The 13140-nt window shown below is 41.5% G+C and carries 9 protein-coding genes; 8 read left to right on the top strand and 1 reads right to left on the bottom strand.

What is annotated here, in order from left to right; all coding sequences use genetic code 11:
• Nucleotides 1-104: 104 nt before the first annotated feature.
• A complete protein-coding gene (locus K4H96_RS07365) occupies nucleotides 105-1250 on the bottom strand; it encodes a low temperature requirement protein A (protein WP_227956445.1) in 1146 nt (381 codons plus the stop codon).
• Nucleotides 1251-1438: 188 nt separating this feature from the next.
• Between K4H96_RS07365 and K4H96_RS07360 the strand changes: the two genes are divergently transcribed.
• The 8 genes from K4H96_RS07360 to K4H96_RS07325 all read left to right on the top strand — a co-directional run bounded on the left by K4H96_RS07360 (nucleotide 1439) and on the right by K4H96_RS07325 (nucleotide 13051).
• On the top strand, nucleotides 1439-2257 hold the full coding sequence (locus K4H96_RS07360) for an oxidoreductase (protein WP_061592280.1): 819 nt from the start codon (nucleotides 1439-1441) through the stop codon (nucleotides 2255-2257).
• Nucleotides 2258-2275: 18 nt separating this feature from the next.
• A complete protein-coding gene (locus K4H96_RS07355) occupies nucleotides 2276-3256 on the top strand; it encodes a helix-turn-helix domain-containing protein (RefSeq protein WP_223337912.1) in 981 nt (326 codons plus the stop codon).
• A gap of 158 nt (nucleotides 3257-3414) precedes the next feature.
• Nucleotides 3415-4131 carry an ABC transporter ATP-binding protein gene (locus K4H96_RS07350; protein ID WP_061592278.1) on the top strand — a complete coding sequence of 239 codons (717 nt, stop codon included), beginning with the start codon at nucleotides 3415-3417 and terminating at the stop codon, nucleotides 4129-4131.
• A 1-nt stretch (nucleotide 4132) separates the two neighbouring features.
• Complete coding sequence (locus tag K4H96_RS07345; protein WP_223337911.1) at nucleotides 4133-5215, top strand: ABC transporter permease; 1083 nt, start codon at nucleotides 4133-4135, stop codon at nucleotides 5213-5215.
• Between the two features lie 44 nt (nucleotides 5216-5259).
• Complete coding sequence (locus tag K4H96_RS07340; RefSeq protein WP_161543553.1) at nucleotides 5260-5883, top strand: TetR/AcrR family transcriptional regulator; 624 nt, start codon at nucleotides 5260-5262, stop codon at nucleotides 5881-5883.
• Nucleotides 5884-6052: 169 nt separating this feature from the next.
• Nucleotides 6053-6742, top strand: a complete 690-nt coding sequence (locus K4H96_RS07335) for a VIT1/CCC1 transporter family protein (RefSeq protein WP_161543552.1) — start codon at nucleotides 6053-6055, stop codon at nucleotides 6740-6742.
• 246 nt (nucleotides 6743-6988) lie between these two features.
• On the top strand, nucleotides 6989-8185 hold the full coding sequence (locus K4H96_RS07330) for a phosphoglycerate kinase (protein ID WP_002910741.1): 1197 nt from the start codon (nucleotides 6989-6991) through the stop codon (nucleotides 8183-8185).
• Between the two features lie 300 nt (nucleotides 8186-8485).
• Nucleotides 8486-13051, top strand: coding sequence for an antigen I/II family LPXTG-anchored adhesin (locus K4H96_RS07325; RefSeq protein WP_317628012.1), 4566 nt, complete (start codon nucleotides 8486-8488; stop codon nucleotides 13049-13051).
• Nucleotides 13052-13140 lie beyond the last annotated feature (89 nt).

Here is a 13140-nt window from a genome sequence, read left to right as displayed (position 1 = left end):
CATTGCATTTGCAGGAGATTTCAATCAAGTCTGCATTAGACAATAAAATGCTATTGTTATCAAATACAAAGAAGACCTTGAGAATATTTTCTCAAGGTCTTTTGTTAGAACAATTCCCAATTAGGTGTTGAGAATTTCTTGGTCTGTGTCATATAAAAATGAGTAAAATGAATTTCCATTGCTAAGGTCATCAGAGTTGCGATAGCAATGACGATGGTTGGGCTGGCTGAAAAAAGGAATGAAAAGGCCAATCCGAGAAGGAAGATTCCTGCTTGGAACCCATGAAAGAACTTGTTATAGCGGAGGTAACTCTTGTTGAAGCGACCATTTGACAAGACCGCAGCTTGGAAGAGCCCGATACCCGTATAGAAGAAACTAGTCGCAAAGAGGTGGTGAGCTTCAGGATTGACCAAGAAACTCATAGAAACAGTGACCATAATCACACCAATGAAAATTGGATAGTGGCTATAAATCAAGAAGATTCCTTTATTCTCACCTTTCTCATTAATGGCATGGTCAAACTGACCAAAGTAGTTCATAAAGAGGTTGACCATGATGATGAAGTAAAGGATAGAACGGATGGAGAAATGTTCAAGGGTAAAGAAATCAGCTAGTCCCATAATCATCTCACCAAAAGTGATGATAACTAGAAGCGAAATGCGTTCAATCAGGTGGGGCAGGTTGATTTGAAAATGGGAAACTTTTCGTGTCAATAGGACGGGCATGATAAAGGTTAGGAGAATCCCAGTCATGTAGACATGAATCCCAAGATGAATTGGCAAAAGAGCAGCTAGGTAGACCAAAATAGTTCGAAGACCGGTCATCCAAAGAAAACCTTTGATGCTTTTACGATTAGCAGAGCTTGTAGATTTTCGAAGATATTCAACCAGATATTGGGAAAATAAGGTCAAGGTCAGTGTCCCAATCGTCCAGCAGAAGGCATGAAAATAGGACTGCCAGTCATTAGTAATCATGTTTGATATCAAGAGTAGCATGGCCATATTGACGAACATGACGACCATATTGAAAAGAGAATTTTTCCCATAGCGATTCGTGTAGACGGTCTGAATAATCCAAGAATTGACCAGAACTAGAAGTGACATCAGGAAACCGAAGATAGCATCTAGGGATAGAACCCCATGATGAASATGATGGATGAGGGCAGTTGTTTTGGAAATCGCGTAGACAAAAACCAAGTCATAAAAAAGCTCGCTAAACTCTACCCGTTTGTGTTTGATAAGATTTGTCATAAGAAGACCTTTCATTGAAATTTCTAACAGTTTATTATAACAGAAAATGGATAGAATGAGGCAGATTGTTTTTTACCAGTTGTTTTGGCGTAAATTGTCATTCCGTTGTTAGAATCTGTCATTTACTTGTCGGATTTTGTATCGTATAATAGTCTCATCAATCAAATAAAACAAAAGAGGAAATCATCATGTCAAATAAAAAAGTTATCTTAGTCACAGGCGCTTCATCAGGTATGGGAAAATTGTCAGCCCAAGACCTCATTAAAGCGGGTCACACAGTTTACGCAGTTGCTCGTAGCGTAGACAAGGTGAAAGACTTGGAAGCTCTCGGTGGTCACATCATGAAGATGGACGTGACCAATGAAGAAGATATCGAGAAAGTAGTAGCGCAAGTTATCGCTGAACAAGGTCGTATCGATATGCTTTGGAACAATGCAGGTTACGGTCTTTATGGTCCAGTAGAAGATTTGTCCATGGAAAAAGCCCAACAGCAATTTGAGGTTAATGTCTACGGTGTGGCTCGCTTGACCAAGAAAGTCTTGCCTTACATGCGTGCTCAAAAAGATGGTCTTATCATTAACACTTCATCCATGGGTGGAAAAATCTATACACCACTTGGGGCATGGTACCATGCATCAAAACATGCCATTGAAGGATTCAGTGACTGCCTTCGTATGGAAGTCAAGGAATTTGGTATCAAAGTCGTTGTCTTAGAACCAGGTATGATCAACACCGGTTTCAACGAAACAGTTGGTCAACACTTCTCCTATGAGTCAAAAAATGGAGCTTACAGCCGTTTGGTCAATGGCTACATCAAAGCTATGGAAAACAACCTAGCACCAGGTTCAAACCCAGAAGTCATTTCTCGTACTGTCTTGAAAATCATCAACTCTCGTAACCCTAAAACACGTTATCTAGTTAGACGTGGAGGAAAACTATTGGTCGGTATTCGCCGTATCTTTGGTGACAAATTCTTCGACCGTATGATGCTCATTTCTATGCGTTAATAGAAATGGAGAAACCCTATGCGTCTCAGTCTCAGTCAGCAATATATTGATAATTTGAAACTGATCGGGTTAGACTTGAATATGATTCTGGAACTAGCCAATCTGCCAGATACCACCTGGAAGGAAGAACTGAACCTCTCAACCCTTGATTACTACCATCTTTTAACGGCTTTTGACAAGGTTGCCACTGATGAGCAGATTATCGCCATGAGCCGTATCAAGGATATTCAGATGTTCATGCCCCCTTTCTTTGCGGCCCTTTCGTCGAAAAATGGTCTCGCAGCAATTGAACATTTTGCCAAATACAAGAAAATCACAGGTCCCATTGTTGTCAGCATTGAGACCTTTGATGACTTAGTCCGTGTTAGCTATCGCTATGATTATCCAGGGCTTGACTTGCCTCGTTTCGCCCTTCTCAATGAACAGCTTTTATTGGTGGATTTGATTCGGACAGGTACAGGAGAAAATATCATTCCAGTACATGTGGGCGCTCCTTATACTTATGAAGAAGCGAGTCTTACGGTATTTGGCTGTCATGTGGAAGAAATGGAAGGAAATGAACTGGTCTTTAAAAAGTCAGATTTAGAGAAGCCATTCCTGACAGCCAATAATGTCATGTTAGATTACCTAGAGCCTCAGCTCAAAGAGCGTTTGGCAGAAGCTACGACGAGTGAAAGTTTTACAGGACTCGTCCAGCAAAAACTCTACCAGGCCATCCCAAGTGGGGCCTTTAGTATCGAGGATATCGCAGTGACTCTCGGCATTAGCAGCCGAACCTTGCAACGAAGCCTGACGGCAGAAGGGACCAAGTTTAACCAGGAATTGCAAAATGTGCAGAAGATTCTAGCCTTTGGTTACTTCAAAAATCCTGACATGACAACGGATGATGTAGCCTATTTGCTGGGCTATTCAGAAGTATCTTCTTTCTCACGAGCCTTTAAAAAGTGGACAGGAAAGACGATATCGGAGTATCGAGAAGAGATTCAGAAACACTCCTAAAATCAGAAATATTTTTAATAAGCATCAGATAATACCATCTGGTATTTTTATTTTTTTAAAGAATTTCAACCTTTTCGCTTGACAAGTGAGTAAACACTCACTAAAATAGCTCTTGTGATTTAAAAAAGGTAAGTATACACTCACCTAGGAGGAAGCATATGAAAAAATTGCTACATTTACAAGATTTGGATAAGTCTTTTGGTCGTCAAATGGTTTTGAATCATGTCAGCTTTGAATTGCAGCCAGGAGAAATTATAGGCTTAATTGGTCCGTCTGGTGCTGGTAAATCAACCATGATTAAGACCATGTTAGGGATGGAAAAAGCTGACGAAGGGATTGCATTGGTATTGGATCATACTATGCCCAATCGTCATATTTTAGGAGATATTGGTTATATGGCCCAGTCAGATGCCTTATATGAGGCTTTGTCAGGCCAAGAAAATTTGGAATTTTTCGGTCAGCTAAAAGGGCTATCCAAAAGAGATCTGACAGTTGAAATTGCCCACGTGGCTCAAGTTGTGGATTTGACAGAGCATTTGAATAAAACGGTATCCGGTTATTCTGGAGGAATGAAACGACGCCTGTCTTTAGCTATCGCACTTCTGGGGAATCCTCAGCTCTTGATTTTAGATGAGCCAACAGTTGGGATTGATCCTTCTCTGCGTAAGAAAATTTGGAAAGAGCTAATCACTCTAAGAGACAAAGGAGTAGGAATCTTGGTGACAACTCACGTCATGGATGAAGCGGAGTTGACGGATAAGGTAGGCTTACTCTTAGGAGGAGAAATCATTGCTTTTGATACACCAAAGAATCTCAAAGCAAGTTATAACGTTTCAAGTATTGAAGAAGTGTTTTTAAAAGCAGAAGGAGAGTAAGATGAGAACCATTGCTATTGCTAAAAAAGTTATCAAAGAATTACTTCGTGACAAACGAACTCTAGCTCTGATGTTTATAGCACCTGTTTTTATCATGTGGTTGATGAACCTCATGTTTTCAGCTAGTACAACCGTGAATGTCAAGTTAGCGACACAAGATTTACCAACTAGTTTGGTAACGAAAATGGATGAGCTCGATCATGTGGACGTTGAGACTTATCAAGGCTTAGATCAAGCCAAAGAAGCACTAGCTAATGAGAAAGTCGATGCTGTGATTTCTTATAAAGACGGGGAGTATCAGGTAGACTACGCAAACACAGATGCCTCCAAAACATCTATGATACGACAGGTGTTACGAACAAGTATCGCCAGTGAGGGCACCGATCAGTTACTATCTCGTGTCAAACAAGCTCTTCCACAATTGGACTCGGACACAAAAACACCAGAAATCAAGGAATCTTACCAGTATGGAGATGAAAATACAAGCTTCTTTACCAGTATGATTCCTGTTTTGATAGGTTTTGTAGTTTTCTTCTTTGTCTTTTTGATTTCAGGCATGGCGCTTTTGAAAGAACGCACCAGTGGAACACTAGAACGTTTGCTAGCAACACCAGTGAAACGGTCTGAAATCGTCTATGGCTATATGTTGTCTTACGGTATTATTGCGATTTTTCAAACAGCAGTTGTAGTCTTAGCAGCAATTTGGCTACTAGATGTAGAAGTAGTAGGAAGTATTTTAAATGTTATAATAGTTAATGTGGTAATGGCTCTTGTAGCACTTGCCTTTGGAATTCTCTTGTCTACCCTAGCAAAATCAGAATTCCAAATGATGCAATTTATTCCTCTCGTCATTATGCCCCAACTTTTTTTCTCAGGAATTATTCCATTGTCATCTATGGGAGAATGGGCTCTAACTGTGGGAAAATTTTTGCCATTAACCTATTCTGGTGATGCAATAAGCCAGATTATTCTTTACGGACACAATCTTGGTGATATTTTGTTAAATCTTAGTGTTTTAATGATTTTCCTGATCATTTTAACAATTCTCAATATCGTTGGATTGCGTCGTTATCGTAAAGTATAATAAGTGATAGATAAGAACAAAAGAGGAAGACRTGAGGGAACGAAATGACTGAAAATATTTTTGAATCTTTTGAGGATTACTTAGAGGGAGCTGCCTACCCCAAAGGAAAAAAGAAAATCATGCAAGCTGCAGTGGATCTCATATCAACAAGGAGCTACAATGGAACTTCTACTCTGCAAATTGCGGAGTATGCCGGACTAAGTCAGGCGACTCTGTTCAAGTATTTTAAAACCAAGGAAGATCTTTTAACAGCTATTTTGCATCCTGTTCTTCCTAGTCTGTTTGGAAGTTTCTTAGACCAGCTGTTGATTTTACAGACAACTGAGGAGAAAATTCACTATTTAGTCCATGATCGAATGGCTTACCTCAAAACAAATCAAGCCTTGTTAAAAATAATTTGGCAGGAGATGTTATCAAACAATAAATTGAAGCAAGAACAGACACTTATTTGGAATCTTCTTCAGGATAAAATTATAGAGCTTCGTACTCAATTAGGGACCGATGCACGTGTCAATCCAGAAATCTCAATTGATCAAATGATTCGGATCTTTACAGGTCCTTTAATAGCTTACTTTGCTCAATTGTATATCATTGGGGACAATGGCGAAATAAGGGAAGAAGACTTAGATTTGTTAGAAAAACAGATCTTAGGTGGCTTGTGGAGATGATACTTGCATTATATTAATGAAGTTTAAGATTTATCTTTGAGAAATATTTTTATTAATCCATTCTTTCTCTTAAATAGTAGAACTTTTCTCATTTTTCGATTTTCTCTTGTATTAGTTATGGATTTTATTTATAATCATTATAAATAAAAGAGAAGAGAAAATTTAAATAGTGGAAGAACATAAAATTGATACGAACTTTAGTGGTCGGCTGAATATATTGCGGGCAGGGGTTTTGGGAGCCAATGATGGCATTATTTCCATCGCAGGAGTAGTAATCGGGGTGGCTAGCGCGACGGACGATATCTGGATTATATTTCTATCTGGTTTAGCGGCAGTCTTTGCGGGTGCCTTTTCTATGGCTGGTGGGGAGTATGTTTCTGTTTCTACTCAAAAGGATACAGAAGAAGCTGCTGTTGCCAGAGAGCGAGAGCTTTTAGAGAAGAATCCCGAGATCGCTAGGCAGTCTCTCTATGCTGCCTATGTTCAAAATGGTGAGTGTGAGACTTCTGCCCAGCTCATGACCAATCGGGCTTTTCTCCAGGATCCGTTGGAGGCTTTGGTGCAGGAAAAATATGGAATCGAGATTGAGGAGTTCACTAATCCCTGGCATGCTGCCGTATCAAGCTTTTTAGCCTTTGCTGTTGGTGCGCTTTTTCCTATGATTACCATTATCCTGCTTCCAGCCGGCGTTCGTATCTGGGCAACCGTATTAATCGTGGCCTTGGCCCTCTTGGGAACAGGCTATACCAGCGCTAGATTGGGCAAAGCACCGCTCAAAAATGCTATGATTCGCAACCTCGTGATCGGTCTTTTAACCATGGCAGTCACCTATGCAGTAGGGCAAGTCTTTGCAATTTAGATAGTAGAAAAAGTTGAAGTCAGTAGTTTTACTGACTTTTTGAATTGTTAAATCTAGAGAAAAAATCCAGCTTTAACTATTGTCTGAATGAGTTCAGAACCCCTCTTCCCATTCTCTAATTTCAAAGTTCGAGAGAAAGAAGTGTCATGCACTTCTTTTTTGTGAAAATTTTCCTTATATCAAGAAAACTTTTGGAAAATATGATATAATAGTTGCGTATAAAATATGAAAAGGAGTTTTTGTAACATGGCAAAACTTACTGTTAAAGACGTTGATTTGAAAGGTAAAAAAGTCCTCGTTCGTGTAGACTTTAACGTACCATTGAAAGACGGAGTGATTACGAATGACAATCGTATCACTGCCGCTCTTCCAACTATTAAATACATCATTGAGCAAGGCGGTCGTGCAATTCTCTTCTCTCACCTTGGACGTGTCAAAGAAGAAGCGGACAAAGAAGGTAAATCTCTTGCGCCAGTAGCTGCAGACTTGGCTGCTAAATTGGGTCAAGACGTTGTTTTCCCAGGTGTCACTCGTGGTGCTGAATTGGAAGCAGCTATCAATGCTCTTGAAGATGGACAAGTTCTTTTGGTTGAAAACACTCGTTTTGAAGATGTTGACGGCAAGAAAGAATCTAAAAACGATCCAGAACTTGGTAAATACTGGGCATCTCTTGGAGATGGTATCTTCGTAAACGATGCATTTGGTACAGCTCACCGCGCACACGCATCTAACGTCGGTATCTCTGCAAACGTTGAAAAAGCTGTTGCTGGCTTCCTTCTTGAAAATGAAATTGCCTATATCCAAGAAGCAGTTGAAACTCCAGAACGTCCATTCGTAGCTATTCTTGGTGGTTCAAAAGTATCTGACAAGATCGGGGTTATCGAAAACTTGCTTGAAAAAGCTGATAAAGTTCTTATCGGTGGTGGTATGACTTACACATTCTACAAAGCGCAAGGTATCGAAATCGGTAACTCACTTGTAGAAGAAGACAAATTGGATGTTGCGAAAGCTCTTCTTGAAAAAGCAAACGGTAAATTGATCTTGCCAGTTGACTCTAAAGAAGCAAATGCTTTTGCGGACTATACTGAAGTGAAAGACACTGAAGGTGAAGCAGTGGATCCAGGCTTCCTTGGTTTGGATATCGGTCCTAAATCTATCGCTAAATTTGATGAAGCCTTGACTGGTGCGAAAACTGTTGTCTGGAATGGCCCTATGGGTGTATTTGAAAACCCTGACTTCCAAGCTGGTACAATCGGTGTTATGGACGCTATCGTAAAACAACCTGGCGTAAAATCAATCATCGGTGGTGGTGACTCAGCTGCCGCAGCCATCAACCTTGGCCGTGCAGACAAGTTCTCATGGATTTCTACTGGTGGTGGAGCATCAATGGAACTCCTTGAAGGTAAAGTATTACCAGGACTTGCAGCACTGACTGAGAAATAAGCAGTAAACCTAGAATATTTAATATTCTATAAAACTATAATAAGAGAAGGACTAGTAAAGACTGGTCCTTTCTTTTTTACGTAAAATCTGTGGAACAGAGAGGGAAGATAAAATCATAAATAGACGTTATACAATTAATGTCCAAAAAACAAAAAAGGTAAATAAACTGAGGAAAAAATGCTTGCAAAACGAGGGAAAACTTGATAGGATAAAGGTATATATTCTGATGCTTAAAGAGGGTCGAAATGAGAAAGAAACTTCTGATTGGTGGCTTCCATTACTTTTTGATTTTCTGAGGGCATGAGAAAACTGCAGACTGTAAAAGTTTGCAGGGGGAGGAGAAAAATGAAGAAAAAAGAAGTTTTTGGTTTTCGGAAAAATAAGGCTGTTAAAACTTTATGCGGTGCTGTTCTAGGTGCGGCTTTTTTAACGTCAACGATGCAAGTAAGAGCAGATGAAGTGGTATCTGATACCAATAGTCCTGTCAATACTGAAATGGTAGGTACTGGAAATGCAGCGACCAATCTGCCTCAAGCTCAAGGGGCAGCCAGTCAGGCATCTCAAGAGAGTCAGGCGCGAGCAGGTCAGGCAGATGGCGGTGTGACAGTGACTGTTCCAACAGCTGGTTTAGATGAAAGCGTCAAAAAGGCTCAAGAAGCTGGGCTGACAGTGGTCAAAGACCCAGCTGTTGACAAAGGAGTAGCCCAGACTGCTCAAGAAACAGCAGACAAAAAAGCGGAGATTGCAGCAGATTATCAAGCGCAGGTAACCGAGATTGATGCCAAGGTCAAGGAGTACAAAGAAAAAGTATCAGCCTACGAGGCGGAAGTAGCTCGGATTACAGCAGAAAACAAAGCGACAGCGGAACAATACGCTAAAGATTTGGCTGCTCATCAAGCAGAAGTAGCTCGGATCACAGCAGAAAATGCTCAGCTGAAAGCAGATTATGAAGCAGCACTGAGCAAGTACAAAACAGATTTAGCAGCGGTTCAAAAGACGAATGCGGATAATGCGGCAGCCTATCAAGCAGCTAAAGCGGCCTATGATGCAGAATTAGCTCGTGTTCAAAAACTGAATGCGGAAACAAAGGCTAATTATGATACGGCTCTGGCGGCTTATGCTAGTGAGCTGGACCGTGTTCAAAAAGCGAATGCGGAAGCTAAGGCTCGGTATGAAAAAGCTTTGGCTGACAATGAAGCTGCCAATGCTAAGATTGCTGCTGATAATGAAGCTATTAAACAGAGGAATGCGGCTGCAAAAGCGGCCTACGAGGCAGCACTTGCCCAATATCAAACAGATTTAGCTACTGTCCGAAAGACCAATGCTGATAATGAAGCGGCATATCAAGCTGCTCAGGCGAATTATCAGGCAGAATTGGCCCGTATCCAAAAGGAAAATCAAGATAAAAAAGCTCAATATGAAGCAGATTTAGCAGCTTATGAAGCTAAAAAGACTCAAATTGAAGCTGAAAATGCAGCAGCTCAAAAAGAATATGAGCAAAAGCTAGCAGAGAACCAAGCTAAGAATGCCACTATAGCAGCTGAAAATGAAGAAATCAAGAAGCGTAATGCTCAAGCCCAAGCAAATTATCAAGCTCAGTTGGCCCAGTATAATGCTGATTTGGCTGTCTATAACACAAAATTAGCCAAGTATCAGCAAGATAAGGCTAAGTATGATGCTGAACAGGCCAAGATTAAGGCTGGACTGGCTATCGCAGAAGCAAAGAAGACTGAAGACGGGCATCTGAGCCGTCCAATTGCGCAAAGTCTGGTTTTCAAATCAGAACCTAATGCTGATCTGTCACTGACTACAACTGGTGAGTTTGTCAGCTATGCTGGCATGGAAGCCGCTGTGAAGAACACTGCAGAGTTTTCTAAGAAACTCTTCCAGTTGGACAACTTCAAAGTAACAGATATTCAAAATGCTAACTATCAGACCAACCAGCAGGAAAGCTTTGGTACGGTTGGCAAGTATGCAGACTATAGTTCTAACGTAACAAGTGGTAAAGGGCCGACTGAATGGTCTTCTGTTTTGCTCAGCCGCGGTCAGTCTGCAACAGCAACCTATACAAATCTTCAGGGAACTTATTATCGAGGGAAAAAAGTTTCTAAAATCGTTTATACTTATACTCTTGATCCAAGCTCCCAATTCCGCAATGATAAGGCTTGGTTAGGTATTTTTAAAGATCCAACCATGGGAGTGTTTGCTTCAGCTTATACAGGAAATTTTGAAGATGCAACCTCTCTCTTTGTGAAGACGGAATTTGTCTTTTATGATGATAAAGGCCAACCGATTAATTTTGACCAGGCCTTGATGTCCGTGGCTTCCCTCAACCGTGAAGCTAACTCTATCGAAATGGCCAAAGATTATACCGGAACTTTCAACAAGATTTCGGGTTCATCTATTGGTGAAAAGAACGGCCAAATCTATGCGACCGAGTCTGAAAACTTCAAAAAAGGAGTTGGCGGATCTCGCTTTACCATGTATAAGAATGCTCAGCCGGACTCAGGCTGGGACACTACAGATGCTCCTAACTCATGGTATGGGGCAGGAGCGGTGGAAATTTCTGGTACAACCAACAGCATGACGATTGGAACGATTTCCTCTTCTGAAGTGTTAGGCCAGCCAGAAGCTACTGATCCACGTAGGGCTGACAAACTAGCTCCTAAGAAACCAAATATTTGGTTTGCGATTAATGGTGATGTTCGAGCGAATGATCTGCCAATCATCACAGTAGAAGAACCGGAAGCGCCCGTAGCTCCTACAGCTCCTGCAGTGCCAAGCGAAGAAGCGCTTAAGCCTTTGGATCCAGCTCCAACTACACCAACACCGAAGGCTCTTCCAACACCTCCGGCAGCACCGACTTATGAAAAAGATCCGACGCCACCGACGCGTACACCGGATACACCAGAGCCTAGTAAGCCATCTGAGCCAAGCTATGAAGTGGAAAAAACTGTTCGGCCAGCAGTGGTAGAACCGACCTATGAAAAGGAGCCAACACCTCCGGCAACACCGACTTATGAGAAGGAGCCGGAAGCGCCAACTCGTACACCAGATACACCGGAGCCTAATAAGCCGGTAGAACCAACTTATAGCCCGCTGCCAACCTTACCAGCAGAGCCTGTTTATCAAAAAGAGCCAGCAGCGCCAGTGGCTCCAACTGTGCACTACCATTATCATCTCTTGCAATCTCAGCCTCAGATTCATAAAGAGATTCAAAATGACCAAGGCGCCAATATTGATAAGACTCTGGTGGCTAAGCAGTCCGTCGTTCAGTTTGCCTTAAAGACAGAAGCTCTTCCAGCTGGACGCAGCGAGACGACTTCTTTTGTCATTGCTGATCCGTTGCCAAGTGGTTATGAAGTTGATTTAGAAGCAACAAAAGCTGCTAGTGCAGGTTTTGATGTTAGTTATGATAAGGCTGGTCACACAGTGACATTTAAAGCAACTGCAGCAACGCTAGCTACTTATAACGCTGATAGGACCAAAGAAGTTGCTACGCTCTTTCCAACGGTAGTCGGCCGAGTACTCAATGATGGCGCAACTTATACTAATAATTTCACCCTGACAGTCAATGATGCCTATGGTGTCCGCTCAAACGTAGTACGCGTGACCACGCCAGGCAAGCCTGATGATTCAGACAATCCTAGCAATAATTACATCAAGCCAACCAAGGTCAATAAAAACAAGGCAGGCTTGGTGATTGATGGTAAGGAAGTCTTGGCTGGTTCGACCAATTACTACGAGCTGACTTGGGATTTGGATCAGTATAAGGGCGACAAGTCATCTAAGAGCACGATTCAAAAAGGTTTCTACTATGTAGATGACTATCCGGAAGAAGCACTTGAACTTCGTCCGGAATTAGTCAAGCTAGTAGATGCAGATGGCAAGGCTGTGGCAGGTGTGACAGTGACCCACTACGAGAACCTTGAAAAAGCCCCTGCAGCAGTTCGAGAGCTCCTTCAAAAGGCGAATATCACTGTTAAAGGTTCTTTCCAACTCTTTGCAGCAGACGATGCCCAAGCCTTCTATGACCAATATGTCGTAACAGGGAAGTCTTTGACCATAACAAGCCCTATGACTGTCAAAGAAGGAATGGGCCGCACAGGTGGTAAATTCGAGAACAAGGCTTATCAAATTGACTTTGGAAATGGTTATGCGACAGACGTAGTCGTCAACAATGTTCCTAAAATCAGTCCTGAAAAAGATATTACATTGAGTCTTGATCCAACAAGTGCAGAAAACTTGGATGGCAAGGAACTAACTTTGGGACGGCACTTTAACTACCGTCTCATCGGAGGCTTGATCCCTGCTAACCACTCTGAAGGTTTGACAGACTATAGCTTTGTGGATGATTATGATCAACGAGGCGATGAGTACACGGGTGCTTACAAAACCTTTGCCAAAGTGGACATCACGCTCAAAGATGGTAAGGTGATAAAGGATGGTACAGACTTGACTGAGTATACAGCTGCGAATATTGATCTTGAGAAAGGTTTGATTTCTATTCGTTTCAAGGAAGAATTCTTAGAGATTATTTCTCTGGATTCAGCTTTTCAGGCTGAAACCTATCTACAGATGAAGCGGATTGCTGCGGGTACTTTTGAAAATACCTACATCAATACGGTCAACCATGTAGTCTATGCTTCAAATACTGTTACAACAGTCACTCCTAAGGCACAGCATCTGATTGTTTCAGATGTAAACGATCCAAGAAGAGCCAATCCAACTTCAGTGGCTAAAAAGATTCCTGTTTCTCTTCTGCCAGAAACGGGAGCCAAAGATACAGTCTATCTGCCATATCTAGGTTTAGCAGCTATTATTGGTGCTTTAGGTCTAGGAAAATTGAAAGGTAAGGAAGACTGATAATAGATGAGGCTAGGGAATCAATCCCTAGCCTTCTTATCTTTAAAAATACTGCAAAATCTCATGTAGCAAAAGTCTAAATCATTTGT

The organism is Streptococcus sanguinis, assembly GCF_020729765.1.
Classification (GTDB): domain Bacteria; phylum Bacillota; class Bacilli; order Lactobacillales; family Streptococcaceae; genus Streptococcus; species Streptococcus sanguinis_Q.
The sequence above is the reverse complement of the archived record's forward strand: the minus strand, read 5'-3'. Positions and strand labels throughout refer to the sequence as shown.